Genomic DNA, 26440 nt, shown 5'->3' on the forward strand with positions numbered 1-26440 from the left:
CAGACTGTCAATTACATTAAATTCAGTAAAAAAAGCAGAAGCAATAAATATATCCATATTATTCTGAATGTGATGTGTAAATGCATGTTTAACAAAATCCTGCCGTGAATTTCTGTTGGTATATAGATCACTCATGCTATTCCCTTACTATGTTTTGCTTCACAGAATTTTCTCTGTGAAGATAGTTATCTAATCTATTTGAACTTTTATTCCAATACAATCAAAGATATGGATATTTATGATGAAGTGTGAAGGTGTTTCGAAAGAGCATTACCAGTTAAAATTGATTTAGTAGTTGTAATCATAGCTGCTTCCACTTCACTACATCCGGTCTCCTTCATAATCCGCATCCTTTCCGCTTTCTCATGCTTCTCGGTCATTGCCAGCGCCAGATACAGCGCGGGCGGCACCACCCGGAACAGCGCTTCCACGCGCGGCGACAGCACGACACCTTCGGTATACTGCCCCGGCGATTTCACCGCTGAGCGCAGCAGTTGCCGCTGTTCCTCGGTCAGCGCCTTAAACCGGCATAGCTGATCGATCTCCTCCGGCGGCATCACCAGCAGTTCCCACCACTCGATCATATTCAGCAGTTTCTTCGCCTCGTCAGGAAAATCCGCCAGGTTCTGGGTCGCCAGCCATAGCCAGATGCCAAGCTTGCGCCACATCTTCGAGCCCTTCGTGAGGAACCGCGCCAGTAGCGGATTAACGGTAATGATATGCGCCTCGTCGGTAATATTAACGATTGGCCGCGCCAGATGCTGGTCGCGCTCGCCGAGGTTATTAATATGGTTAATCAGAGAGATATAGCTGATGGCAAGCTGTGCCTCGTAACCTTCGCGAGCGAAAGTAGCGAGGTCTACCAAGGTGATATCCGCCTCCGGCCACATCGTGCCTTCGCGGTTAAACAGTTCGCCTTCAAACCCGGCACAGAACAGGTTGATGGATTCCGCCATTTCATATGCCCGCTGGCGGCGGGCTTCCGGCAGGCTGATATCTCTGGAAAGGGCAAAAAGAGCATCACGGATATCCTGGGTCAGCGTCTGTCGTTTTTCCTGATAACAAGTCTGCGCGGCAGCGATAATCGCCTGGCGGATCATCGCCCGGTCTGGCCGGGTGAGGCGTACATCTTCTTTTGCTTCGCCGCCGGTGATCATCAGCCGGGCGGTGATCTCCATTTCACCGAGCACATCGCGCTGGTCATTGCCGTCGCTCTCTTCGTCCTCCGGCGGTTCGGCGTCGGTAATCGCCTGTTCCACCAGTCGCCAGGCATCGGCGAACAGGGGCAGGGTAACGCCGGAGCCGGGGCGCAGGCTGATTTTATTCACCGTCAGACCGTGGGCGGCAGCGTAGTCGGCCATCAGGCCAAACGAGTTTCCGGCCTCGATGATAAACAGGCGCGGGCGATGGAGCGCCATCAGTTGTGCGATTTTGGCGTTGAGGGTGGCGGATTTGCCTGCTCCGGTTGGCCCAAGAAGTAAAAGGTGGCCGTTCTGGGCACGATCCAGCTTATTCAGCGGATCGAAGCACAGCGGCGCACCACCGCGGTTGAAGTAGCAAATTCCCGGATGCCCGGTGCCGGTTTCCCGCCCGTACACCGGCAACAGCCCGGCGATATGCTGCACAAAGTTGAGCCGGGTATACAGTCCGCGCGGATCGCGCAGGGGATCGAAGCACATCGGCAGCCAGCGCAGCCAGTGGCTGAGTGGAGCCACTTCATGCTGCTCCTGCACCGGCACCAGCCCGGCGTTGAGCAACAGGCTGTGCAACTGGCGCTGGTGGCGAAACAGGGTGTCGGTGTCGGGAGCATGAAGGTAAAACGCCAGCGTACTGCGGTAGAGCTTATGGCCGTCCTTCAGGTAGCTCCGTACTTCGTGGCAGTCGCGGCGAGTGTATTCCGAATCGGTGTTGTCGCCAATCGCCCGTTCGGAAAGGTGAATGATGTGCTGCTCCAGTTTGTCTTGCGGATACACCACCACCGTCAGGTTCATGATGGTGCCTGCAGGCAGCAGGTCGAACAGGGCGTTGATGCCGTCGCTACGAGCGGTTTCTCCGGTCAGCAGGCCGGGTGGCGGCGCTTTGCGCAGGCGATCAACGACCACCACTTTATGCGGGCGGTTATCCAGCCACCAGACACCGTTCTCCGCATCTGAGCGCGTTTCGCTTGTCAGCAGCCGTTCGGCGAAATCGGTGATAACGGGCAGGGATTCAGCTTCCGGTAAATCCAATTGTCGCCAGAAGGATTTTTTATCTTCTACGGGCGGCGCGGGGTTAAACCAGCGCACCAGCCAGCGGTGAATGGCCTGCTCATTCTGACGGACTGCGCTTATGCCCGCCGCTTTTAGCCCGGCGGTAAGGCGTTCGCAGATATTATTCAGCGTCTCTTCCGGCGACGCTTCATCCGATGAAAGAGCGGGAAGCCAGCGGTAGACCACCATCCGCGTGCGCCGCCACGTTGCCTGCCAGCGAGTATGGGTGACGGTGTTATCGAGAAACAGCCCCTCTTCACGGGTGAGGGCGGCCATATGGTTTGCCATCTGCGCAAGCCATTCTCGGGTAAAGGCGGAGTCGCGGATCTCCGGCGCGGCGTAAGCTGCAAGTGATGCCAGCCACGCCTCGCTGTCGTCCTCGTCCTGACACAAAAACTGCACCACCCACGGCGCGCGCTCATGCTCGTCAAAGGCATCCTGCAATGCGTCGGTGACGGTATCGCGGACCTGTTCCAGAAACGCCGTCGAGCGGCCTTCGGTACCAACAGGATTTAGCTCAAATACGGCACCTACCGAGCGGCCATCCTCCAGCAGCAGCGTCTGCGACTCCGGTAAAAACTCCACCCACGGTAGCCAGTCGACAAACGACGGGCCTTTGCGGTAGCTGGTATTCAGCGCCTGTTGCGGGAGACCGTGGCGTTCCGTCATGGTGGCGTCAGGCGCTCTCCCGGCAGCGCATACTGCGGACGGGTGTAGAAGGGGAAGACAGTGCTGTAACCGGGGACTGGCGTATTGCCGTTAAGGTGCGGGAAGACATACAGCACCATATCCGGGTTGGGCAGTCGCGGAAACTGGCTGCGGATAGTGTCTGCTTCAGGTTGCGTCACCGGACCATCTGGCGGGCGGCGTAGCTGGGCGCGGGCATCCAGCAGAGCCGCGCTGCCGTCGCTTTGCTGCTGCCACAGCGAGAGCATGCTGGCATCGGGGTCGACCGGCATCAGTTCTTCCTGCGAGGTGCTGCACCCGGCCAGTAAAAACAGAAGTATCAAGATGGTGTATTTCATTCCAGTCCCCCCGGCGTGCTGGCCTGCTGATATTTCACTTTTCGGCCTTCCGGCTCGTAGTCGATGGTCAGCGGTTCAGTGAGATGCACCGCCACCTTGTGGCCCGGTGGCACATACACGGCGTCGAACATCTGGCCGTAGTGCTGTTTCATCCAGTCGGCGGTCTCTTTTAATCCGCCGCCGATGGCCTGGCCGAGCACGTACTGGCCGTTGTTGCCTGTCACCGCGCTGGTGATGCTGCCGTCCTCGACCACGGTGGTGCTTTCGCCATTGGCGAAGGCCTGCGCCGCCGCGCCGGAACCTGCCAGCAGGAACTGCGAGGTCAGGTACTCCTTCGCATTGCTTTTGCGCTCGCCGGGAATACAGGGCAGCCCCTGGTTATCCGAGAGCCAGCCGATCTCCTGCTGTTTGTTGCCGGATTTGCCGCCCTGCGGGACGGTGCGGATGGTGCCGTCGTGAAACACAAAGGTCATCGAGGTGATTTGCCCGCGCACGCAGGAGAGCGTCCAGTCGCCGGAGGCGATACCGGAGACCACTGCACCCGCCACGTCCGGCAGTTCGATGCCATTGGCGGTGAGGTTGTCCTCACCAATCAGCAGTTTAAACGGGTAGGGATCGCTGACGGTGCCGTTAAGCGGCACGCGACCAATCAGCGCCGTCATCGCCACCGATCCGGTCAGCGTGGCGTTCTGCGGCAGGGTGTAGACCTTCACGTCAGGTTTCGGCGGAGGTTTGTCGGCCGCTTTCAGAGGGACGCGCAGCAGCTTTTCATCCACAGGCGGGGGCGCATCCAGCGGCTCCAGCCAGCGGATATCGGGTTGAACGTCGGTAGGTAGTTCGCCGGGCGTCAGCCCCAGACCTGGCGGGATATCGTCCGGGCGTTTCGCCATCAGGCGGTCGAGCTTATCCAGCAGCCCCCGCTGGCTTTTCAGCAGTTCATCGCGCATCTGATCCTGCTGTCTGCGCATATCGCCGCGTAATTCCGATACCAGCGTCGCCTGTTGTGCTTTTAGCCGCTTTTCGCGGGCTTGCTGGCTTTCATTATCGCTCTGGATTGACTGAAGCTCCCGGCGGTACTGCTTCATCTGGCCGACCAGCGTGGCGACGGTATCGGCGGGCGTGTCGCCGTCGATACCCAGATCGCGCAGTTCCTGTGGTGTTAGTGCTGCCACGCTGCGGGACGGGGATTTCTCAGTGGTGTTTTTGCTGGCCGGGCGCAGCAGCAGCCATACCGTTACCAGCACAATCACGGGCAGCAGGATTTTCAGCAGGAGGCTCTGGCGCGGCATCATGGTTTCGTCTCCGGCAGCAGGGCGCGCGAAACCGGGCCTTCCGTCACCAGGTAAACCACGGTGGTATCTTCTGCCAGACCACGTGGGCCGAGCCAGTCATGCTGGAACGCGGCGGCGGTGAACTGCCCCTGAAGTTCGCGCGGATCGAGCGTGATGCGCTGTCCGCTCTGGTTTTGCAGGCGGATAGCGGTGACGGTGGTGGCGTTAACCTGCCATGATGCCAGCGGAATGGCAGTAACAGGCTGCTGTGGTAGTAAGGTGGTGATGCGCTTCGTCAGTCGAACGGGAGCTGGTGTGACGCCGGGCAGGGCTTCAACGGTGCGCAGCGGCGCATACAGGTTCTGCGCGGCATAGCGCACCAGCAGGATGGGCAGAGGCTCTGTTGATGCTACCACCGGGACGGACGTTTTTGCTGCGGCAGGTGTCTGCGGCTCATAGCTAATTTGCACGGGTTCAAGCGGTGAAGTGCTTTGGGTTGCCTGAATATCCAACAGGATTAGCTCGCCGCTGTCGGTGTTACGGAGTTGGATGCGGGTGGACGGAAACGCCGTGTTCGCCAGCAGAAATACCTTGCCGCCCGCGCTTTGCAGACGCACTTTGCCTTCCAGCGTGGCGGGATAGCCAATACGTACCGGTTTGCCCACATCGACAATCCGCTCCTGCCCGACATGCAGCGTGACGGGCAGGGGGATGTTTTCCCACTGCACCACTTCCGTGGCGAAGGCCGGGAAACTGAAGAACAAAGCCAGGAGGACTGGCTTCATGGTTTCTCCTCCGCTACCAGACGCTGCGGTGCGGCATCGGGACAGTCGATCGCCAGTCCCCACGGATTTTTCTCCGCATCAATGGCGTAACGCACCACCTGCAACGGGTAGCGCACCAGTGCTTTTTTCACCGGCTCGTTCTGATAATACTCCTCAACCGCTACATCAAGTGTCACCCGCCAGGCATCCCGGCTTAAGGTCTCGACGCGGGGGAAGGGGCGTTTATCGCCGTCATGCACCAGGCTGCTGTAGCCATGGCCGGGAAGCTCATACACGCCGCGTGTGCGTCCGCGTAGTTCACCGCCGTTGCGCCGTACCTGGAAATCGTGCTCCAGCCGGGTGTAACAGGCGGGTGTCAGGTAGGCGCGCAGCGAGCGGAGATTGCGGGAATAGTCCTCCTCGCCGTTATCCGGCCAGCGGTTCAGTTGCTGGAAAATATAAAAGGTGAAGGCGTAGACGCTGGCGGTAGGTACTTCCCACCACGGGCGGGTGCTGCCGCTGCGCAGGTCCGGCGGGAACCAGAGGGTGAGCTTTTGTGGGGCGCTGTACCAGCCGTAGCCAACGCCCGCCAGACACAGGCACAGCAGAATAATCACCGCCCGCAGCGTCAGGATATGGTTATCGCGCTCAGCCAGCGCGTGGCGAAAGCGGCTCATCGCGGACTCCTGCGTACCACCCACACGGTGCTGTGCTGGACCAGTTGCGTACCCCGAAGATGATGGCGTTCCAGCCAGGCAAGGATTGTCTGCGGCAGCCAGCTGTCGGGCTTACCACGTTTGGCGCGGGCCAGGATGCGTCCGCCGCCCTGAATCAGTAATGCCGCACCTGCCAGCGCTGAACCGGGGATCAACGGCCAGTAGTGGGTTATCAGGGCCAGCAGAATGCCGAACGCACAGCCACCGCCCAGGCCGAGAGCCAGCGCCAGAAACAGTTCGCTGGTGGTCAGGCCGCGCCAGACCACGGGCTCGCGGTTGAGGCGGTCGGGGAGAAAGGGGATGGTCGCCATATTACAGGACGTCCGAAGCCTGGTTGAGCAGCCATATAATGATCACCAGCAGTATGCTGCCGACACCTGCCATTGAGCCCAGATCTTTCCACTGCTTGCGTCCGCTCTGGATTTCTGAATAGGTGGCAATGCAGTTGTTCGCCACCACCAGAAAACCGACGGCGCAGATGGCCAGCGCCAGTAGCACCACGATGTCAAATCCGTAGTTTTGCAGTGTCTCCATAATGCCTTGACCCTGGCCGCGTGAGGGATCTTCCATCGTCGGTAGGTCGGCAAGTGCATCAAACGTAGTAAGTAACAGCAGCAACAGCCAGCGCATGATGCCTCCTCAGCTCAGTACCAGCCAGAAGCTGACCAGCACCAGTAACAGTGAACGGGCCGCCACCGCGCCAAAACTCTGCCAGCTCAGGCGCTGGCGGCAGACACCCTGCCAGGCGACCATTAGCGTCCAGGCGCACCACAGCAGCAGGACGCTGGTGAACAGGCCAAGCACCAGCAGGCTGACGGTCTCCGGTTTGCTCAGGCTGGCGGCCTGAAAGGCGGCGAGTTGCGAGTCAGTCATCGGGGTTCTCCCGCTGGTAGCTGGCGCTCAGGGGCTGGACGGCGCGCGGCTGCGCCCTTGCCGGGGCAAGGTAGCGGCGGATGCCCTGTTCAACGGTGGTGATATCCTGCTGCGCCTGTAAGTAGTCGAAGAAATAGCGTGACTGCGGATCGGTGCTGGCGCTGCTCCGGGCGCGCTCCAGCGAGGTTTCCACGCCGTCGAGTTGCTTCAGCGCGAGGGCGAGCTGGGTGGGTTCAGGCGAATCGGCTATTGAATAAAATGAGACAATCAAAAGTGTTAAAGTGAATCGATTTTTCATCTTAAAATACCTCATTCATTTTGTAATATGGTAAGCCCCTATCGGAAAACCGCCTTCGATTAACTATTCGTAGGTAAAAAAAATTGTCACAATCTAAACTTGACGGAGTTCCCTCTATAAATAAAATGGATTACCTTTTAAAGGTTTGTGAAAGATTGTTTATTTGATTGGAAATTACTTAGAGAAAAGGAGATGTAAGTGAGATTTAAACGTGTTCCTCGAAATTTTAAGTTGTCAGATATAGGTGAACCCATAATGTATCTTATTGACGATAACTGGGATGATTTTAGTTTTCGAACAACGTTCAAAAGTGTTGTATATGATGAGGAAAATAAAAGGCATGACTTGGGAATTTTAAAAATCGGTTGTATAGGGCAAGATGAAAGCCGAACAGAAATAGATGAAAGTTTTTCCGTGCTAAAGGATAACTATTTTTCTTTAGGGCAAAGTGTCGATTATTATTTAGGTGTTAGAACGTTAAGTAAAGCATTGCAAACTAAAATATTAAGCGGTCTAAATGATGTTGTATATAATGCTGACTTGCTTTTAAAGGTATCAAATGAAAGAGTAATGACTTATTCTTTATTAAGAGATGTTAGTCTTTCTACAGTAAAAAATCAATTTAGACGATTAATAGATGGTGGTGATATTCTTACTGAATATCATTTTGGTTTTGTTTCAGGTAATGCTAAAAGCACGATGGATCTTGATTTTCATGTTAATCCAGAGGCAAATCCACCGACTAATATTCATGTGATAATTGGTTCAAATGGAGTTGGTAAAACAAGTTTGCTCAATCATATGATTGAATCAGTGTTAAAAATCAAAAAAATAAATACAAAACACTCTCAATTTTATTTGACTGATGAGGATGATGATAAGACAAAAATTAATGATATTAATGAAATATTTTCTGGGGTCGTATCGGTTGCTTTTAGTGCATTCGACCCATTTACCCCACTTCCTGAGGAAAAAGATAAAACTAAATCGGTAAAATATTCCTATATTGGTTTGAAGCGAGTAAATAATATTGGGGGTAAAATAGGTACTCACAAAAGTAAAAGAATGCTTGAAAATGAGTTTGCCGAAAGTTTATACAGTTGTTGTAAAAAAGAGAAGTCAAACCGTTGGTTACGTTCAATTCGCATTTTGGAATCCGATGTTCTATTGAAGGATCATAACTTTGGTGATTTGATTGATTTATATACTCAAATGGATGTGAGTGATAGTGATGAAGATACATTCAAAAGAAACTGCAGAAATAAATTCAGGAAACTGAGTTCAGGACATGCAATTACTATGTTAACAATTACTAAGCTTGTAGAGGTTTTAGAAGAAAAGACATTAGTCCTAATGGATGAACCTGAGTCTCATTTACATCCGCCATTACTTTCATCTTTTATTCGAGCAGTTTCTGAGCTATTGATATATAAAAATGGTGTAGCAATCATTGCAACTCATTCTCCAATTATTCTCCAAGAAGTACCTAAAGTCTGTGTGTGGAAAATTAAACGCTTCGGTGAGATCTCTAAAGCTGAAAGACCTCAAAAAGAGACATTTGGTGAGAATGTCGGATTACTAACAAGTGATATATTTGGTTTAGAGGTTACTGAATCTGGATTCCATACTTTATTAAATAATGAAATTAGGTCTAATCCCGGGGCAAGTTATAAAAAAATTCTGAGGAAATTTGATGGGCAACTTGGTTCAGAAGCTAAAATGATTTTGCAAGGATTGTTGTATTCCGAAGGAGAAAATTGATGAAAAGGATGAATAAACCAAATGACAATGCTATGGAGGTATTTGCTCTTTGTATTAGCAAAGTAAAAAATGTGAATTTAAAGAGAAATCTTGAGGATATTAAACAATTGATTAATCAGGCTGCTATAGAATATGATGAGCATGCACAAAATGCTGATTTATACCGCGTTCCACAATCGATAAATATTAATGATAACATAACAAAAGTAGTTATGGAGAAAGTATACACACAACGAATGGCTAAAGCATCTTCTCCGGGACGAAACGTTTATGACCGATTACGTTCATCTGCTGATTTTAATCTATGTCCATTATGTGGACATAGGCAAGTTAAAACATTAGATCATTACTTACCTAAATCTAATTATTCAAAGCATGTTGTTATGCCTTTTAATTTAATTCCTGCATGTTCAGACTGTAATAAAGATAAATTAGACGTAGTTGCTGTGGATAAGGAAAGCCAAACTCTACATCCTTACTATGATAATGTAACTGAATATCAATGGTTATTTGCAGAGATTATCGAAGGTGAGCCTGCATCTGCTCATTTTTACACGCGTGATGTCCCTGAATATGATGATGTTTTAAATAGTAGGATTAGAAATCATTTTGAGATTTTTAAGTTAAACTCATTGTATGTTTCTCAGTCTGGTGTCCTATTGTCTAATCTCAGATATAGAGTGATTGATTTATATGAAAGAGGAGGTTCAGAGGCTGTTACTGATTATTTTTTCGCAGAAGCAGAAAGTAGGGTTAGATATTGCCTAAATTCATGGGAAACAGCTATTTACTTAGCTTTGTCAGAGAGCGAATGGTACTGTAATGGAGGATTTAGGTAACTATTTTTTTTGCATTTTTTTGATATGCATAGCTATGGTTGAAAATTAGAGAATTTAAAAAGAGTGAGCTATATATATCGCTTAAAACTCCCTGCCGCCATCCACACCGTTATCCCAAACCATAAGGCGGCAGGCAGTAAAACCAGCATTGCGGGCAGAAACAACGGCTGTGCCAGATAAAACCCCCAAACCGTTGAGGTGACTGAACTGCCGAACCTGATGACATAACGATGGAGAAAAACGGATTCCAACCCGGAGCCAAACCGCCTCAAGTCCCGTTGAACCAGCCCATCAGCCAGCGAGGTTAAGGCACAAAGGCAAAACAGAGGCTGCATGGCGATAAGCCATATCAGGCGCTGCATAAAACTCACCAGCGTATAAGCCAGGACGATGAACGGTTTCTGCAGGAACCTGTTAGCCAAAAGCCCGTGAGTTGTCCCGTTCTCCAGCAACATCACCATTTCATTCCTCAGCGGATGCGGTTGTAGCGCAATAACCAGTTCCGCCCGCTCCTGCCTCATCACCTGTAAAACATGCCTGCTCCCCTCCTGCGGCCACCAGAAATAGAGCCCCGCCAGTTCCAGCACCACCCGCAACACCAGCGCCCCAATAACCAGCCCAATAATCCGTCCGGCCAGTGACAATAGCCAGCCAATCGGCCCTTGTGGTGGAGGCGAAGGTGGGGCCCGTTGTTCGCTCATTCCGGCTGTCCCTGCTGGCGCGTCTGCATCCAGGCCGCCAGTTGCGTGACGGACTCCGGTAGTGGGCAGTGCTTATCCGCGACGGGCAGCGGCAGACGGATTTTCCACAGTTGTCCGCCTTCAAGCAGGGCAAAGGCCTGGCCTTTGGGAAGCTGGATCAGCGCGGCGGTATCGAGTAGCGGTACATTACTGGTGGTCACCTGTTCACGGGTGTTGCTGGTAAAGCTGTTGATGCCGCCCGGCGTGTCGGTGACGCCGGAACTGACCTGGCGGCTGCGCACATCAACCTGTGGCAGTTGCTTTGTCAGCAGTTCAGCGGTGGTAGTTTCGCGCACCCGCAGCATAATCAGGTTGTTAAAGTTGCCGACCACCTGACCTGCCTTGGGGGCGCTGCCGATGCGGGCCTGAATATCACTCAGCGTCTGGGTATAGGCCGTGACCTGAATGCCCGCGCCGCCGCCCTTGTTGACCAGCGGAATAAACTCGTCGCCCATCAGTTCATTAAACTCATCGCAGTGCAGATTGATAGGCAGCGGTTTTTCACTGCTGCCGGGCAGTCCTTCATTGAGACCAAACTTGTAGAGGTGCCCGGCGACGCTCACCAGATCGGCAAACATTGAATTGCCGACGGCGGCAGCGACCACTGAATCAGAGAGCGCGTCCAGCCCGACATAGACCACCGCCTTCTGGCGGATCGCCTGCTGCCAGTCGAGGATCGGACGTGTGTCGTCCAGATCGTGGTAGTCCGGGGCGAGCAGGGCGGCGAGCGTGCCGGTGGTCAGCTTTTCCAGCAGCGGTAGCAGCGAGGCGACAATCTTGTCGAAGTAGGTTTTGTCATAGCGCACCGCCGAGAGCAGGCCGTCGAGGATCGGATCGTATAATTTTTCCGCATTGAGGTATTGCTCCAGTGCCACCACGTGAGGATCGCGGCCCAGCATATGGCGCGGCGTGTTTTTGTCGTTAACGCGCTCCGCCAGTTGCGCCACCACTTCCCACGCTCGCGCGTTGTGGCGCGGCAGCACGATGCGGGCATAGTCGATAAACAGGGCGTCGATATTGACGACGTGGCGGGAAATTAACTGATAGTCGGGACGCTGACCGAGCGCCACCAGGGCGCGGGCGATGATATTGACAAAGCGCCAGGCGAACTCGCGAAAGGCCGCCGAGTTGCCTTCGCCGGAAAGCTGTCCGGTGAGGCGCGACGCCACTTCCGAGATGCGGCCAAAGCGCCCGATGGCGTTATAGCGGGCGGAGATCTCCGGATACGCCAGGTGGAACAGGATAAAGCGGTCGCCGCGTCCGGCGCGCTGCGCTTCTGTCCACAGACGCTTCAACAGATCGGCGTCGCCTTTCGGATCGAAAACGATCACGACCTCGCCACGGCGGATGTCCTGAGTGACAAGCAGTTCCGCCAGACGGGTTTTACCGACGCGGGTGGTACCGAGCACCAGCGTGTGGCCGGGGCGTTCACTGAGCGGTAGAGTGACGTCGCACTCTTTCAGTTCCACCCCGTGTAACCACGGATTACCGCCGACGGGTGGCAGCGGACGGACCGGGTTCAGCCAGCGATCGGCGCTGAGCAGGCGGGCAAGCCCGGGCAGAGTATGCTCGCTGCGTTTTTCGATATGTCTTGCCAGACGGTAACACCATCCCGGGCGCAGCCAGCGCGCGGCTTCCGGTTGCAGGCAGTCGTACAGACGCTGGGTGTGGATAGGCAGCCAGCGAAAGCCTTTACCGAGAAACAGCCGCTGGCGGCTGACCGGGATTTTCCTGCTGGTGAGCGCATAGCGCGGCAGGCGCAGGAGGTTACGCTGGTAGCGTACGATTTGCCATCCCTGCCAGCCGCGTCGCAGGGCCAGCAGCATCAGGGCTCCGGCCATCAGGCGGGCCTGCCACGGCGTGAGCATCAGCAGCGGGGCCTGCGTCAGGCAGATCAGCGCGCCACAGCTTGCGGTGACGGTGCTGTAAAACTCCACAGGTGGGCGCAGCAGCGCTTCCAGCGCGTAGCGGCTCATGGCGGGGATTCCTGTTGGAAGTGGCGGCTGACCAGTTTGCGGTAGCGTGCGGCGGGCGCGCCGCCAGCGGGACGATGATAGCGGGCGGCGGCATTGAGCCAGCTTCCGGGACGTTCATCGTAGCGCTGACGCAGCAGGCGGGCGGTGAGCGACAGGTTTTGCAGGGGATGCAGGGCGTCGCAGGGAGAAGCAAAATACGCCCGGTGCCAGCCGATATTGATTTGCCCGAGCCCCACGTCAATGCGCTTCGGACTGGTGCGGCGGATGGCGGCCAGCAGTGCCTGACAGGCCTGTTCCCGGCTGGCGTAGCGGTAGCCGGTACCTTTGATATTGAGCGTCCACGGCCACGGGCGATGTTTGCCACTCAGGTTCGCCCCGCTTTCGGTCTGTGTGACGGCCCACAGCAGTTCCGGCGGCACGCGGAAATGCTCTGCGGCGCGCAGGTACGCTTCCGGCAGCGGTTGCGCCAGCGCCAGGCAGGGCAGCAGCAGGATCAGGGCAGGACCTCGCGCCATTGCTCCCCCTTATGCTCCAGCGCCACCGGGATTTTGCTCTGCCCCAGCAGCATCCAGCGGCCCGCGTCATGGTTAAGCGTGATGCTGTGTTCACTCACCAGTTTTGCGTCGATGCCATGCGCCATCGCCCAGCGACGCACCCGGTTATCATCGCCTTCGCTGTTGACCAGCCAGATATCCAGTGGGCGCTGTTGTGCCAGCAGGGTACGCAGCAGGCTGTCGCAGGGCGGGCAGTCATCTTTAACAAATAGCGAAACGCGAGAAGTACTGGCAGACGTGGTTTTCAGCGGTGTCAGGCCCGGATAGAGGCGTTGCCAGGCCGCGTCATAGGCGCGCTGGAAGGCGAGTTCTTTCTCCAGCCGCTGGTATTCCTGCCTGACCAGCAGTTCGGCGAAGCGCTGACGTTCGTGGTCTGTGTCAGCTTCGACGCCCAGCGTGGTCAGCGGATCGAGCCCCGGCGACCAGACGCCGCGCACCTGTTGTTTCAGCATGAGATAGCGCTGCCACTCTTCCGGCGTGATGCCCCAAACGGTGGCCTGCTGTTGCGTGGTCAGCGGCCTGAGAGCGGAGTCCGCATTCTGGCTGGTTTGCATCTGAATCGGTTGCGCCCACGCGCTGGCGGTGAACAGTAACAGAAGAACCAGGCGTTTCATTGCTTACTCCGGCATCTTCAGCGTCAATTGGCGTTTGCCGTGGCGGAATACCGCCCGGCGCTCATCAAACCGCTCCAGCCGCCAGCCGCGCCACTGTTCATCCGTGCGCAGCCACACCACTTGATGGAGGTAAATGGCCTCCGGCGGCACGATCACCACCAGGCGGATATCTCCGCGCTGTAAGGTCCCGGCGAGAAAAAACGGGGCCGTTAACGGCCCCAAAGGGTGGAGGGACACGGGATGACGGTAAGCCACCGTCTGGGGGAGGGAATGGTCGCTGGCGAAACAGACTTCGCGGCGGTTTTCGTCGGTGATTATTCGCCACGCCGGGCCCGCCAGCAGTTGCAGGGCGGCCTTCAGGCGCAGCGGGCCGATACGGTATTGGCTCAATGGTAACGGGAGCCCATAAAGCTGTGCCCTGTGTGCATCGGCAAGGCACAAAGACCAGCCGCTGTCGCGCAGCAGATACTGTAGAGCTTCCCCTACCGTCGGATGAAAACCGGGCGGAACAGAGAGGGCTATAAGTTGCTCCAACGGAGGCTGTTGCGGTGATGTGCTGACCAGCAGATAGCGGTCGTAGCGGACGACTTCTGGCGTGGCAGGGGAGGCGGTGGTTACGCCGTTGAAAATAAACAGGAGCAGGGCTGGCAGCAGTTGTTTCATCGCATCCTCCACAGGGTTATGACGGAAGAATGTATGAAAAGGGTGGAATATTTTATCGATAACTCTTTTTTCGGTATGAAAATATTTTCCGTTATGACGTTATTTTCTTATTATGATAATCTAGAAATTACATTGATAGAGCTTTAGTTAGATGGCTCATCATGATAGAAGGTTTTGGAGTTAATTTTTCAAGGGTATCTTAATGAACAAGAAACCATCTTTTTATGGGGTGATGTATTTTATAAATATAGCCATTTTTTCTGGTGTTTATTTCTTTTTATTCAATGATTCGTTTAGTCAGCCGTTAAGCTACCCTGTTTCTTTGTATTTTAGTGTAGTGACAGCAACGACACTTGGTTTTGGAGATGTGATTCCTTCCTTGGATAAGGATTTCTTGTTGTTAACCATCTCTTTTGAAGTGGTTTTAGGTGTAGTTATAATTGGTCTGTTTTTGAATTCTATTTCACAAAAATTAAGTGATCAAAAAGATCATCAAGTAAAGCTAGAGAGAATACAAGAAACAGAACAATGGATGTCGCAGGCAATGGGAATGTTACGCCCTGTGATTGAACTTGAACTTCGGACTCTTTCACAATATTATAAATTTACAAGTTTGGAGGAAAAGGGGAAGTTCGACGTCTCTCCTGAAATACATTTTACCAATGAATACTACAAGCAAATTGTTAGCATAAATTATTTTGCTAAATTCCATTATGCTAATGGTAGTGAATTTATGTTTGCCTATTTCTTTAGGGAGAATGAAAGATTTCAGGATAAGCTTGAGAAATTCCTTTATAAATATGCACATGCTATTCCGATGGAGACATTGGTGCGTCTAAATAGAATCCAAGATCATCATTTTCTGCAGTTCCCTACTATGGCTAAACAAATGCATTTGATTATAAAGCAACAAAAATCATTTCCAGAGTGGCCAAAAGACTATCCTATGCAGAGCGACGGTATGAAAGAAATGAACTTAACGACTTGTGAAAATTTTCATTCGTTGTTATTGGAAACGATAAAGGAAATTGACACATACACGTCCGATGAACCTGTTCTCTTAAAGATCGATCTCAGCAATAATATATTGCCTGGAGTAGGTTGTGCAAGGCAGTAAAGGATAAAACTACAGATGGAGATATCTCAAAATAAAAATAGCGCCCGGTTACGGGCGCGAAATCAGTTAGTAAGGGAATCTTTCCCCCATCAGCCCCAGCGTGGCGGCGATGGGGATGCCTTGCTCAGAAAAATGAACGCGTAACGTCAGCCTGGCGGTTTGCTGCTGCGTGCTGCCGTTGGTTTTTTGCGTCAGCACCGAGCGGTAATCGATACGAATGGTGCGCTGCGGCGGTTGGTGGGCGATAAAGGCCACTACCGCTGCCATTTCAACACCTTTCAGCAAATCCTTGATGGCGTTGTCATTCCGGTCTTCAAGACAGTGCTTGTGGGCCGGAAGAGTTATGGCCAGATCAAGCGGCAAGCCAGCGTCCAGCGCCTCGTCATCAAGGTTAATCAATTTACCCCGGTTAAGGGCTTCTTCACGTGAGTTCAATACGGTATTCATCATGCGTCTCTCCGGTAAAAGGCCAGGGAAACGCCCCGGCGGGGAATTTCCCCGGCAGGGTGAATGCTGTGTGTCAGAACTGCGCTACAGGCTCTGCTGGCGGTGCGGCTGGCGCTGGCTGGGATTCTGCTTCGCGTTCTGCCCGGTAAACCTCTTCACCGTCAATTTTGATGAGCCCGATGTGCAACAGATGGGCTTTCAGGCTGACGCCGGTTTCGCCTTTACGGTCGCCTTTGCTGTAGACAAAGGTGTCGGCATACAGATCGCCGAGGCGGAACTGGATCAGTACCTTGCGTTTCTGCTCGCAGGCGTCGATACAGCGGCGCACCAGTTTCTGCGCTTCCTTGCCGCTGACGCGGCAGTCAAACCAGGTGTGCTCCGTGTTGCTGGCTTCGCCCCGCAGTGCGGCAATGTCGCAGCACAGGAACGGTTCGCCTTTTTTCGGGGTCACTTCCCGGATCCGGTTGAGGTAGCCCAGACCGCTGGTGTACAGGTTGAAGTAGTGGGTATCGTTCATGGTGGTATCTCCGTGTTGAAGGTGCGGAGCGCCCCATGCGCGGGAACGCCCCGCTTCGGGTTTGGCTCATTGGCTGCAGGGCCTCTGAGTTACTGGCAGTACGGGCATTCCGCGCTGTGCGCCTCCGCGTTTCAGGAATGCATGGCGGACTTTGGTGATAACGGCATTACAGCAACAGCTTTCGGGGTGAGAGGACAGCGAGATTTGTTACCGGTGGCTGAATAATTTCCGTGACAGGCCGGGAGCACAATGTGTAATTCACATCACAAAATTGCGCTTCGGTGAGTTGAAAAGTTGCGCAGTAACCTCATATAGAAAGCGGGTAAGGAACACCTGCCCGCAAGACATGAACTTTTTGAATATTCTTTTTACTGTTCAGGAGGTACATGATGACTCTCAGAACTTTTCCTGTATTACATGATCTCTCCGATTCTCTGTTTGCGGACCGTTTTAACCGCATCGATCGCCTTTTTAGCCAGCTAACCGGCAGTACGCCGTTGCCCTCCACGCCTTCTTACAATATCCGGCGGCTGGGCGATAATCGCTATGAACTGACGCTCAGCGTGCCGGGCTGGAAAGAGAGCGAACTGGAAATTGAAACCGTTGGCGGTCAGCTGAACATCAGCGGTAAACGTGAAGAGGAGAAAACCGAAAACAGCGAAGAAGGGTGGATCCATCGGGGTATCAGCCGCAGCGACTTCCGGGCCAGCTATAGTCTGCCGGAGCATGTGAAAGTGACCGGCGCTTCGCTGGAAAACGGCTTGCTGGCGATTGAATTACACCAGGATATCCCGGAAGAAGAGAAACCGCAGCGCATCGCCATCAACAACAACCCGGCGATTGAACACAAGCCGTAATCGTTGACTGACGTTGTTTTCACGCCCGGCAAACGCCGGGCGTTTTGCTAACCTGATGAGCCACTTTTCTGGCCTCTGACTATTTGAGCCGTGAGCGCTGTAACGGTTTCTTGCTGCTGCACCAGGAACGCCTCCAGCCCCATTTTCCCCGTCGCGATGTCATCCAGCATTTGCTCCCACAGTGCAGTGGTGCCCGGATCTTTCAGCGTTTCTGGCAGGGCGTCAATCAGCGCGCTGGCGGTATCCGTTGCCAACAGAAAGCGGCGTTGCTTAATCAGATAACCACGCTTAAGCAGCGTCTGGATAATCCCGGCGCGGGTGGCTTCGGTGCCAATACCGGCGTTCTCTTTCAGCCGCTGTTTCAGGCGCTCATCGCTGACAAAACGGGCGGCGTTTTTCATCGCGGCAATCAGCGTCCCTTCGGTGTAGTGCTCCGGCGGTTGAGTCTGACGGGCGCGAACGTCTACCTGTTCCACCTGGCAGGTCTGTCCCTGTTGCAGGACGGGAAGTGACTGCGTTTCTTCCGGTGAATGTGTTGCCATCTCGCGTAAAAACAGTTGTTGCCAGCCGCTGACAATCACGACTGAGCCACGGGCAGCCAGCGTTTCCCCAGCGCAGTTCAGGCGCAGGTCGGTTTTATCCACCTCATGGTCCGGCAGAAACTGCGCCAGAAAATGGCTGCGTACCAGGCCGTAAACCTTGCGCTCGCTGTCATTCATCTGCGTCAGATCTACCGTTTTACGGGTCGGGATGATGCCATGGTGGGCGGTGATTTTGCTGTCGTCCCATAGCCGGGAGCGTTGTTGCAAATTCAGTTGCGTGGCGAGGGGCTGCAGTGAGATGTCGCTGGCGACCAGCGCCGCCAGAACCTGCGGTGCTTCAGCGTGCATGGAGAGCGGCAGCCAGCCGCAGTCGGTGCGCGGATAGGTGGTGGCTTTATGGGTTTCATACAGGCGCTGGGCGATATCCAGTACCTCCTGCGCGCCCATGCCCCACTGTTTCGAGCAGGTCTGTTGCAGGGCGCTGAGGGTGAAGGCCAGCGGTGGCGGCGTTTTCTCCCGGCGGGTGGTCACATCCAGCACCAGCGCGGTTCCGGCCTGTTGCAGGCGTGCAGCGGCCTCGCGGGCGGCGGATTCGCGGATGCAGCGCCCTTCGTCGTCGCAGTTCGCACTATCCGGCTGCCACTGCGCCAGAAAGGAACAACCCTCCGCATGCAAGCGGGTATCCACCCGCCACCAGGGGCGGGGCGTGAAGCGGGCGATCTCCCGGTCGCGTTCCACCACCAGACGCAGGGTTGGCGTCTGCACCCGGCCCACGGAGAGCACGCCCTTGTGCCGCCGGTTCATTAGCGTGCAGGCGCGGGTCATGTTGATGCCGACCAGCCAGTCGGCGCGCGCGCGCGCCAGTCCAGCCTGATACAGCGGAAACGTGCTGTCGCCGGGTCGCAGCGCAGCGAGCGCCTTGTGGATACTGGCCTCATCCAGCGCCGACAGCCACAGCCGCTGGACCGGACCGCGCCAGCGGCATTGTTCGAGGATCTCGCGGGCAATGGTCTCGCCTTCGCGATCGGCGTCGGTGGCGATCACCACTGCGGCCGCCTGTTTCAGCAGCTTTTCGATGATGCGGAACTGCTTGCGCACCTCCGGGCGGATCACCAGCCGCCATGCCGGGGGAATAAACGGCAGATGCTCTGCCCGCCAGTGTTTCAGCGCCGGATCGTAATCCTCCGGCGCGGCCATGCTCAGCAGATGGCCAAAGCACCAGGTGACGGTTACGGTGGCGTTATGCAGGTAACCATCGCTGCGGTTACGGGCGTCAAGAACGCGGGCAATATCGCGCGCCTGAGAGGGTTTTTCGCACAGGTAAAGTTGCATGGGCTGTTTCCGGTGAAAGGGAGTTCAGCATGGTGTTCCGGAGGGATAAGGCGACAGGGGAAACTGGAGGAAGAAGGTAAAAATTGCACCTTAAAACGTGCATTAAGCGGATAGTGCCTGTTTTTAGGTGTATGAACTGAGTTTAAAACAATCGCTAACGTGACACTCAGGGTTTAACTTTGCGCAAAATTTTAAACCAGCGCGGTTAAGGGCTGTATCCGCCGCAGCATAAACATCACCACTGAAAGCTGCGTATTCAGTACCTGCCGCTGCCATTCGAGCGCCATCAGCGCATCGCGCAGTTCATCGCTTACGTCAGGCTGTTGAATGGCCTCCAGCAACGCCACGCCTCCCGAACGGTTGTTGTCCAGATTACGCCAGCGCAGATAGCTGATGCCGGAGCGCGCCGGGTTGCTGCACAGGATCAGCGGTACGTTACGCCCCGGCAATTCATACACCGCCTGTTTCAGCATCGGCTGACGTTGTTGCAGTTGCGCGCGCAGCGTCTGTAATTCCTGCACCATCGCTCGCAGCTCTCCCTTACCCTTAAAGGCCTTTAAAAGGCCCTTTAGCGAGCTTTTGCGGGCGGCGCTTTCATTGTCGTCTTCACCGATCATCACGCAGGATCTCCGCAAGCATCTTTTTGGGCAAATTCCCGAGCTTATGCGCCATCGTCTGCGCCAGCGGACTGTTCGCCCGCACGTCGGCGCGGGTCACACCGGTGGTGCGAAAGCGGTTCACGAAGCTGAACACCTGGAGCATCAGGCGTGGGATGGTGGCAATGAAATCGCGCTTCTCCGCCTGGGTTATAAGACCGAGATGCCAGGCAAGCAGGGTGCGGCGGACCAGCAGATCGTAATCAATCAACTGTTGCAGCAGGCGTGAACCGGGCGGTGAGAACAGCGCCAGCGGCAGGATGAATTCGGTCGGGGACGGGTTACTGACCTGCGTGGTGTGGATAGCGCCTGGCAGGCTGGCGAAGGCTTGGTCCAGCCGACGGTTTTTTTGCTTCAGCAGGTGGGCGATCAGGTTCAGGCGGATGCGCAGTTGCTTCAGCCAGTGGGCGGCCCACGGATCGTTGGCCTCTTCGGCGCGCAGCAGTCGCCTGAGTAACGCCAGACAGAGCAGCATGCCGGTGGGATGCGCCTGCCAAAGCCGGGCGGCGACGCGGGTGTGCAGGGTGATGCGGATATCGCTGAACAGGGTTGTGCCAGGCATCGGAAATTCTCCATGGATTCAGATGCCCGCAGTGTCGGTCCGCGCAATGAGCCAGGCGACGGGAAACCCATCTGGTTCACAGAAAGTTAATTTCGCCGATGAATGAGGTTTGATTGATAGCTGGTACACCGGCTTTATGCGGTGCGCATAAAATCAGGGCTATCTGCGCCTGCGCCGAAGCTGATTGAACTCGCCCCGTCTGGCCTTCTCCAGCGTTGCCAGCAGATAGGCGAGGGGGCGGTGGATATCGTGGGCGGCGATCCGCCACAGGCAGTCGTCCAGCACCTGCTGGCAGAGGTCGGGATCCAGATTGCGCATCGCGCGTTCGGCGGCGCGGCGTTCGCTGGCGCTGAAGGGATTATCCACAGGCCAGTGCAGCAGTTGCGTACGTTTTTTATGTTTATTGTTTAAGTCTGTACCAGTATGTACACAAGGTGGCTCAGGTTGCCCGCCAGCCCCCGCCACATCACTGAGTCTTAATTGAAGACTCGGGCATTTTTTACTGAGTCCTCGATTAAGACCAGGGGCGGTCTTCAATGGAGACTCAGTGCAGGTTCGTCCACTATTCACAGGTTGTTGCAGGGTGAGCAGTAGCCCGATGGCGATGTTGCGGATACGCCGGTTGCGGTGGCGGGAACAGGCCGTAAGCAGCGCCAGATATTCGCTGTCCATCCGGCAGGCATCAGCATGAGTCAGTGGCGCATCATGCAAGGCGTAGAGGTTGCCGGTGATCCTGCCGCTTTGCTCGTCGCGCAGTCGCTGGCACAGGCTCAGCCAGCGGGTGATCCGCAGCATCATCAGCGCGTTGCTGACGGTACTGCGCGAGGCCTTCTCGCCCTCAGGCTGGTCTGAAAGCCAGCTCTGCAGTTCGTTGTATGACGGGAAGACGCCGCTGCCGTCGTCGCGGGCGTGCAGGCGCAGCAGTTGCCACGCGAACTTGTCGCGCGGGGAAAGGTTGCGCGCCAGCAGCAGGCGCTTCGGCACGCTCTGCTGCGGGTTGCCGAGAAACAGCAGCCGATCGTCACTCTGCATGCAGCAGCTTCTCCTGAGTCCACTGGCGCAGCAGGTTCCAGATAACCGTCAGCGACAGATCGTGTTCGCGGGCTATCTCCATCATGGCGGTCAGCGCTTCGGGTGAGTCGAGCTTTTTCACGCCGGTCTTCTGCCACTCATTCCATACCAGCGTTTCCACCTGCTCATCCGGAGCATTGTTGCGCCCTTGCCGGACAAACAGGCCAATCAGCCGTCGCCGGGCACAGACCTCCGGCGTGGAAAGGCCAAAGTAGTGGTTGATGAACTCGATGGATGCGCCGAGAGACAGAGCTTCCTCCAGACGCTGCTGGAACAGCCGCTCCTGCTCCATCCTCGCCAGCATCCGGCCCAGCATCTCGTGGTCAATGTGGGTGGTGATAAACTGCACCGCACTGTTGCTGAGAAACAGGATGTCGTCGGCGGTAAGTCGCGTCAGCTCACACAGTTCCTGCGGGCTGAAGCCGAGCGATTCGCAGTAGCGGATCTGTCCCTCCTTCAGCGCCTGGACGATATGGGTGAGTACCGCCTGGTTAACTGAGGGCGTCATGGCGAACCTCCCGCAGCCGCCGCTGACGGCACAGGCTGATAAGCTGCATCAGTTGCTGGATCTGAGCGTTGTCGTAGTCCGGCGACAGCAACAATTCAAGGGCGGGCATTGGCGTACTGGTGTCGCCATTCAGGGCTGCCAGCACCTGATAGCAGCGCTGCGCCGCCGGATGGGGAAATTCGTCGCAGGGTGCGAGGGTGAAACCCGCCGGAGCGCTGTCGTCCGGCTGGATACAGGTGTCCAGTCCCCAACAGGCACACAGCGACCGTGCCGTATGCACCAGCGGTGAGGGCCTTGGCTTGGCGGGTTCAGTCGGTAGCTCAGGCTCTGGTAGTGGTGCTTTCTCCGTTTCCGGCGGTGGCGGCCAGAGGACCTTTTCGGCTGGAGGCCCCAGCAGCCCCAGCCGCTTACTCTGGCCATCGGTCAGTTCCGCCAGCAGCGTATTCCAGCTTATGCCGCTACGACAGCTCATCTCGCCGAGCAGTTCGTCCTGCACCAGTTGCGGTACCACGGCTTCCGCCTCGCCGTTGAAGGTGGCGAGGGCGGTGCTGAACAGGTCGGCAAATTCGGGCTGGCGTTCAGGCGGCATCAGCTTTGCCCACACCTGTTCCGCCGCGCTACGCAGCGCCAGCAGGCGATCGATAACCTTTCGGGTAAGGCCGCCATACAGCGCGTTAGGGATGCAGGGCAGCAGCCAGTCGACGGTCTGTAACATCCGGCTGATTTGCGACTGGCTGACGGGATAGCCGTCGCGGGTGAGTTGCTCCGCCAGCGCCAGTTGCGTCACGCATTCAATGCCTGCCTCGTGGTAAAGATCGCGCAGATGCAGAATGCCTTCCGCCCGTTCGATAAACATCAATCCGTTATGCAGGTCACTTTCGGCCAGATGGCCGATCAGGCACTGGACTTCGCCTTGCTGCGGTGACAGCGTTTCCGGCCACGGTCTGAACGGCCAGCAGACGCGGTGGTAACGCTCATCCTGCGTCTCCTGCCACAGTTCATTGAGAATGGCGAGGCGCGTATTCCCGCCGCTGGCGAGCATATACTTTTCATCACCGGGGCGACGAGTTAACACCGGCGGGTTATCCAGCCCGCGGGCAAGAATTGACGCTTTCAGTACATCATAGCCAGGGTTGCGGGTGACGCGGGGATTAAGAGAGAACGGCTGGATTTGCTCCAGACTGACCTGGACTATTTCCTGTTCTCCGGTATTGCTGGCGCCGTGAAGCCAGCGGTTGAGCAGGTGTGAAGCGCACATGATCTTCCTCCGGCATTCAGACATCGCGGGTGAGGCGGATGCGCTGCTGGATCCAAGCATCCACCTCGCTTTCCAGCCAGGCGACGTGGCGGCTGTTGAGTCGGATGGATGGCGGAAACTGTTGCAGCTGGATTTGCCGGTAAATCCACGATTTACCGAAGCCGATTTTGTCTTCCACCTGGCGTAAGCGTAAAAATCTGTCGCTATTCATAACCATTCCTCCTGTGTCCAGATTCGTTCACATCAGCACGATGGGCGTGGTTATCAAAGCAGCAGCGTCCCTGCCAGGCAGTAAAAATCCTTATCTGGGTTAGTGAGAGTTGTTAGTTGAAAGGGTTAGTGGATTGCGTTACGGCGGTGCGCCGCGCTGGAGTGCGGTTTTCAACGTTTCGGGGCTCAGCGGCAGGTGCATACCATCCTCACGTGCCCAGCATTCAAAAATGTTCAGCAGCTTATAAGGATGCTCCAGCATTTCATCGTCCAGTTGCGGGTTGTGCTTGCAGGCCAGCCACAGCAGACGGGAAAGCGCGGAGGTGATCCGCTCCTTTGATTCCGGCTGATGACGGGTCAGGAAGGTTTCGAGATGAGTGCGGCGGATGACGAACAGTGCGTCAGGAGGCAGCGTGTCCTGCAGGTAGCAGACGGACAGACTGAGCCGGGATTTAAGGTCATTGCGACCATTGCCATACAGCTGGCCAATCAGCAGATGAAGCTCTTCCTGGAGGTTGTTTTGTGTGGCGAGCAGTTCCAGCAAAAGCTCCCGTAGCGATTTGCGGCAACAGAGTTGGTAGTAGCTGTCGTTCTCATCGCAGACCACAATGCCAATCTGGTTGCAGCAGTGGGTATCTTTGGGGCAAGGACGATTCAACGTTTTCGCCAGTTGCTGGTGGAGCAGCAGGCGCTCAAGGCCGATTAACGGCAAATTCCACAGATGGCTGGTGGTCAGTTGCAGAGTCGGGTCGCGTCGGCATGGCGGAGAGTTCGCCATCACTTTGCGGTTGCCGGGTTTGTTGCACTGCGAAGGCGGAAAGGGGGGCTTACTGAATCGGCAGGCAAAGTGGCAAGGAGGATTGAGTGGTCTCAGAAGTACAGGAGAGGGGAAGTAGACCGAGAGTGGCAGATCGCCGTGCAGGGCGTGGCGGATCAGATCGGCGGGCAGCAACGTGATGTTGTGCTGCCGGATGACTTCTGCGGCCTCGTCCAGCGTCAGCCACTCCTGGCGGATTTTGTGTGGGGGCATGGGTAACTCCTATTAGTTACATATGATGAGTACTACCTAAAAAAGCCAACTAAAGCGAGGTAAGGTGAGTTCTTTTAACTGGTTGTTTTGTATGTGATCTATTGGTATTTTTTTTAGGGTTTTTTCTGTTTTATTTAGGAAATCAATGATTACCAATAGGCATAAATATGGTATGATAGCCATTAGTATAATATCAATGGATAAAGGCTTCTGTTATGAATTTTGAAGAGCTTATAAATGATATTGAAAGACTCTTAATTGGTAAAGAGTTGCAGTCTATAAATCCTAACACTCCCCCATTATTCCTTTTAAAAATAGACAGGGATATTGGTAAATATTACGTGTCTGTTTCTTTAAATGCTAAGCCTACGGCAAGGTCAATTTCTGAATTTGAATATATATTTAATGACTTACTGCGTAAAGGTTTTTGTAATGTAGATCAGTCATTATATGGTAGCTCTTCAAGCCGTAATCATCCGGAAACAATATTTGCAAACTTGCCTTATATTCAGTTCTTTAAGTTCAAGAAAAAGAAACATATTTTATTACGTAATAAAAATGTACATGAAGCAGGTCAACTTTCTGAATTACAAGGAGCTGAGTCTCGTGCTATAAGGAAGCAAATAGAAAATTATTTATCTCTTAATTTAAGTGAAATTGCAGATCAGCAGTTAAAATCATTGGAAAAAATGTTCGATGCCTATGATGCTATTTTAAAAAAATATCCAGGGGATATTCCTGTTATAATGGCTGAGCAAGGTTTGCTGGGATTAAAAAACATTAGCGAAGTTCTGATTGATTCTTATGTTTCCTTGGACTTTGACAGTGCTGGCGATAAAATTAATAAATTAAATAAATTAAGTAAATTCAAACAAGTAGAGTTATTTAAAGAAGATTTATCTTTAGAGGATTTACTTGAGTCCCCTGAGGTAAGTGGAATTGACTCAGGTGATAAGAATATTGAGGATCAATCGGACTCAGAATTAGCACCTGAGCAGAAACGTACGGGCATTGCAAAAATGCTTATGACTACACCAGTTTTAACACTAATTTTTGATCGTGTAAGATATGATGAAATTGAGTTACAACCTGACTTTCAGAGAAAAGACCGAATTTGGCCTGACGACAAAAAGTCAAAACTTATTGAATCAATATTAATGAAGCTTCCATTACCGGGGTTTTACTTTGGTGAAAAGCCAAACGGTAACTGGGTAGTTATTGATGGCCTTCAAAGAACGACTACAATTTGTGATTATATGAGTGGTCATTTCTCATTGAAAGGGCTCTCTATTTTAGAGCATTTAAATGGAAAGAGTTTTAAAGATCTTACTCGAACCGAGCAACGAGACATTAGAGAGTATCAAATTACGGCTTACCAAATAGAACTAAATGATGATAGTTCTGAATTGGTTGTAGAACTATTCCATAGAATAAACACATATGGTGTAAAGTTAAGTAGTCAAGAAATAAGATCTGCACTTAATAAAGGCAATAGCGTAACCTTTTTACGTTATTTAGCTTCATTAGAAACGTTCAAAAAAGCGACGCAATTTAAAGTAAAGCCGGACAGGCAAAAAGATATGGAGCTCTGTTTGTCCGCTCTTGCTTTTATGGTACTTGGTTATAATAACTATGGCCAACATTCGTATGATCATTTTTTATGTAGTGCAATGCAGAAGCTAAATAATTATCCATTAAGCATCATTAATAAAGAAGAGATTGATGCTGGAACAGCTCTTATTTCTCCTTCAAGTGAAGTCTTTTTAACTTTATATTCAAAATATAATCAGGCTTTAATCTTAGCAAATGAAGTTTTTGGTGAAATAGCTTTTTCAAAAGATCCGGAAAATAAAAAATCACCTATTAATAAACAACTCTTTGAGTTAATATTTACTGTTTTCTCTGTATTTGACTCACATCAAAAGGAGATGATGTTAGCTAATGGTGATAAATTTATTGATAGCTTATACCTGGCTATTGAGGAGAATAG

29 protein-coding genes are annotated in these 26440 nt (G+C 53.8%); 5 read left to right on the forward strand and 24 right to left on the reverse strand.

All coding sequences use genetic code 11. The features are described from left to right. Window positions 1-236 precede the first annotated feature (236 nt). The 9 genes from URZ40_RS21565 to URZ40_RS21605 are packed head-to-tail and all read right to left on the reverse strand — an operon-like array spanning window position 237 to window position 7196. Window positions 237-2918: a conjugative transfer ATPase gene (locus tag URZ40_RS21565; RefSeq protein ID WP_320721121.1), complete on the reverse strand. Its 2682-nt coding sequence runs from the start codon at window positions 2916-2918 to the stop codon at window positions 237-239. Beyond that, complete coding sequence (locus tag URZ40_RS21570) at window positions 2915-3274, reverse strand: TIGR03751 family conjugal transfer lipoprotein (protein WP_182033591.1); 360 nt, start codon at window positions 3272-3274, stop codon at window positions 2915-2917. Before URZ40_RS21570 ends, URZ40_RS21565 begins: the two co-directional genes overlap by 4 nt. After that, entirely contained in the window at window positions 3271-4566 is a 1296-nt protein-coding gene (locus tag URZ40_RS21575; RefSeq protein WP_182033593.1) for a TIGR03752 family integrating conjugative element protein, read from the reverse strand. The genes URZ40_RS21570 and URZ40_RS21575 overlap by 4 nt, the downstream gene beginning before the upstream one ends. Next, entirely contained in the window at window positions 4563-5330 is a 768-nt protein-coding gene (locus URZ40_RS21580) for a TIGR03749 family integrating conjugative element protein (RefSeq protein ID WP_182033595.1), read from the reverse strand. The genes URZ40_RS21575 and URZ40_RS21580 overlap by 4 nt, the downstream gene beginning before the upstream one ends. Further along, window positions 5327-5986, reverse strand: coding sequence for a PFL_4703 family integrating conjugative element protein (locus tag URZ40_RS21585; RefSeq protein WP_182033597.1), 660 nt, complete (start codon window positions 5984-5986; stop codon window positions 5327-5329). Before URZ40_RS21585 ends, URZ40_RS21580 begins: the two co-directional genes overlap by 4 nt. Then, the gene (locus tag URZ40_RS21590) at window positions 5983-6336 is read right to left on the reverse strand and encodes a TIGR03750 family conjugal transfer protein (protein WP_320721122.1); all 354 of its coding nucleotides are present in this window, start codon (window positions 6334-6336) and stop codon (window positions 5983-5985) included. The genes URZ40_RS21585 and URZ40_RS21590 overlap by 4 nt, the downstream gene beginning before the upstream one ends. 1 nt (window position 6337) lies before the next feature. Then, window positions 6338-6655, reverse strand: coding sequence for a TIGR03745 family integrating conjugative element membrane protein (locus tag URZ40_RS21595; protein ID WP_072383548.1), 318 nt, complete (start codon window positions 6653-6655; stop codon window positions 6338-6340). A 9-nt stretch (window positions 6656-6664) separates the two neighbouring features. Further along, window positions 6665-6898, reverse strand: a complete 234-nt coding sequence (locus URZ40_RS21600) for a TIGR03758 family integrating conjugative element protein (RefSeq protein ID WP_057058002.1) — start codon at window positions 6896-6898, stop codon at window positions 6665-6667. After that, a complete protein-coding gene (locus URZ40_RS21605) occupies window positions 6891-7196 on the reverse strand; it encodes an RAQPRD family integrative conjugative element protein (RefSeq protein ID WP_320721123.1) in 306 nt (101 codons plus the stop codon). Before URZ40_RS21605 ends, URZ40_RS21600 begins: the two co-directional genes overlap by 8 nt. A gap of 198 nt (window positions 7197-7394) precedes the next feature. Here URZ40_RS21605 and URZ40_RS21610 point away from each other — a divergent pair, with 198 nt between their 5' ends. Together URZ40_RS21610 and URZ40_RS21615 are read left to right on the forward strand one after the other, a co-directional pair. Next, window positions 7395-8957, forward strand: coding sequence for an AAA family ATPase (locus URZ40_RS21610; RefSeq protein ID WP_182033603.1), 1563 nt, complete (start codon window positions 7395-7397; stop codon window positions 8955-8957). Continuing rightward, window positions 8957-9796 carry a hypothetical protein gene (locus URZ40_RS21615; protein ID WP_320721124.1) on the forward strand — a complete coding sequence of 280 codons (840 nt, stop codon included), beginning with the start codon at window positions 8957-8959 and terminating at the stop codon, window positions 9794-9796. The genes URZ40_RS21610 and URZ40_RS21615 overlap by 1 nt, the downstream gene beginning before the upstream one ends. A gap of 68 nt (window positions 9797-9864) precedes the next feature. Here URZ40_RS21615 and URZ40_RS21620 read toward each other — a convergent pair whose 3' ends face one another. From URZ40_RS21620 to URZ40_RS21640, 5 genes are read right to left on the reverse strand one after another with little or no spacing between them, the layout of a single operon-like run. Then, on the reverse strand, window positions 9865-10497 hold the full coding sequence (locus URZ40_RS21620; protein WP_182033607.1) for a DUF4400 domain-containing protein: 633 nt from the start codon (window positions 10495-10497) through the stop codon (window positions 9865-9867). Beyond that, entirely contained in the window at window positions 10494-12512 is a 2019-nt protein-coding gene (traD, locus tag URZ40_RS21625; RefSeq protein ID WP_320721125.1) for a type IV conjugative transfer system coupling protein TraD, read from the reverse strand. Before traD ends, URZ40_RS21620 begins: the two co-directional genes overlap by 4 nt. After that, a complete protein-coding gene (locus tag URZ40_RS21630) occupies window positions 12509-13027 on the reverse strand; it encodes a transglycosylase SLT domain-containing protein (protein ID WP_182033612.1) in 519 nt (172 codons plus the stop codon). Before URZ40_RS21630 ends, traD begins: the two co-directional genes overlap by 4 nt. After that, entirely contained in the window at window positions 13006-13680 is a 675-nt protein-coding gene (locus tag URZ40_RS21635; RefSeq protein ID WP_182033614.1) for a TIGR03759 family integrating conjugative element protein, read from the reverse strand. Before URZ40_RS21635 ends, URZ40_RS21630 begins: the two co-directional genes overlap by 22 nt. Before the next feature lie 3 nt (window positions 13681-13683). Beyond that, window positions 13684-14343: a pilus assembly protein PilL gene (locus URZ40_RS21640; RefSeq protein ID WP_182033616.1), complete on the reverse strand. Its 660-nt coding sequence runs from the start codon at window positions 14341-14343 to the stop codon at window positions 13684-13686. A 202-nt stretch (window positions 14344-14545) separates the two neighbouring features. On the opposite strand from URZ40_RS21640, the gene URZ40_RS21645 reads away from it, so the two are divergent. Continuing rightward, a complete protein-coding gene (locus URZ40_RS21645) occupies window positions 14546-15460 on the forward strand; it encodes a potassium channel family protein (protein ID WP_320721126.1) in 915 nt (304 codons plus the stop codon). 66 nt (window positions 15461-15526) lie between these two features. On the opposite strand, the gene URZ40_RS21650 is transcribed toward URZ40_RS21645, so the two are convergent. Beyond that, on the reverse strand, window positions 15527-15910 hold the full coding sequence (locus tag URZ40_RS21650) for a hypothetical protein (RefSeq protein ID WP_182033620.1): 384 nt from the start codon (window positions 15908-15910) through the stop codon (window positions 15527-15529). A gap of 70 nt (window positions 15911-15980) precedes the next feature. Continuing rightward, complete coding sequence (locus URZ40_RS21655; protein ID WP_182033622.1) at window positions 15981-16424, reverse strand: STY4534 family ICE replication protein; 444 nt, start codon at window positions 16422-16424, stop codon at window positions 15981-15983. Window positions 16425-16810: 386 nt separating this feature from the next. Between URZ40_RS21655 and URZ40_RS21660 the strand changes: the two genes are divergently transcribed. Next, entirely contained in the window at window positions 16811-17281 is a 471-nt protein-coding gene (locus URZ40_RS21660; RefSeq protein ID WP_182033624.1) for an Hsp20 family protein, read from the forward strand. 47 nt (window positions 17282-17328) lie between these two features. Here the strand turns inward: URZ40_RS21660 and URZ40_RS21665 are convergent, their stop codons facing one another. The 8 genes from URZ40_RS21665 to URZ40_RS21700 all read right to left on the reverse strand — a co-directional run bounded on the left by URZ40_RS21665 (window position 17329) and on the right by URZ40_RS21700 (window position 24450). Continuing rightward, a complete protein-coding gene (locus tag URZ40_RS21665) occupies window positions 17329-19155 on the reverse strand; it encodes a DNA topoisomerase III (RefSeq protein ID WP_182080240.1) in 1827 nt (608 codons plus the stop codon). 191 nt (window positions 19156-19346) lie between these two features. Beyond that, window positions 19347-19772 (reverse strand): DUF3158 family protein, encoded by a 426-nt coding sequence (locus tag URZ40_RS21670; protein ID WP_320721128.1) that lies wholly within the window; start codon window positions 19770-19772, stop codon window positions 19347-19349. After that, window positions 19762-20373 (reverse strand): PFL_4669 family integrating conjugative element protein, encoded by a 612-nt coding sequence (locus URZ40_RS21675; protein WP_182033626.1) that lies wholly within the window; start codon window positions 20371-20373, stop codon window positions 19762-19764. The genes URZ40_RS21670 and URZ40_RS21675 overlap by 11 nt, the downstream gene beginning before the upstream one ends. A 159-nt stretch (window positions 20374-20532) precedes the next feature. Next, on the reverse strand, window positions 20533-21405 hold the full coding sequence (locus tag URZ40_RS21680) for an STY4528 family pathogenicity island replication protein (RefSeq protein ID WP_182033628.1): 873 nt from the start codon (window positions 21403-21405) through the stop codon (window positions 20533-20535). Continuing rightward, window positions 21395-21952: a DUF2857 domain-containing protein gene (locus tag URZ40_RS21685; RefSeq protein ID WP_182033630.1), complete on the reverse strand. Its 558-nt coding sequence runs from the start codon at window positions 21950-21952 to the stop codon at window positions 21395-21397. The genes URZ40_RS21680 and URZ40_RS21685 overlap by 11 nt, the downstream gene beginning before the upstream one ends. After that, window positions 21936-23210 carry a ParB family protein gene (locus tag URZ40_RS21690; protein WP_182033632.1) on the reverse strand — a complete coding sequence of 425 codons (1275 nt, stop codon included), beginning with the start codon at window positions 23208-23210 and terminating at the stop codon, window positions 21936-21938. Before URZ40_RS21690 ends, URZ40_RS21685 begins: the two co-directional genes overlap by 17 nt. A gap of 16 nt (window positions 23211-23226) precedes the next feature. Then, entirely contained in the window at window positions 23227-23421 is a 195-nt protein-coding gene (locus URZ40_RS21695; protein WP_182033634.1) for an AlpA family transcriptional regulator, read from the reverse strand. Between the two features lie 138 nt (window positions 23422-23559). Beyond that, on the reverse strand, window positions 23560-24450 hold the full coding sequence (locus URZ40_RS21700) for a hypothetical protein (protein WP_182033636.1): 891 nt from the start codon (window positions 24448-24450) through the stop codon (window positions 23560-23562). A gap of 215 nt (window positions 24451-24665) precedes the next feature. Here URZ40_RS21700 and URZ40_RS21705 point away from each other — a divergent pair. Next, window positions 24666-26440: DUF262 domain-containing protein (locus URZ40_RS21705; protein WP_320721127.1), on the forward strand; the 1775-nt coding region annotated here is incomplete at its 3' end.

The organism is Enterobacter sp. 296B2 (assembly GCF_034106185.1).
Lineage (GTDB): Bacteria > Pseudomonadota > Gammaproteobacteria > Enterobacterales > Enterobacteriaceae > Enterobacter > Enterobacter cloacae_N.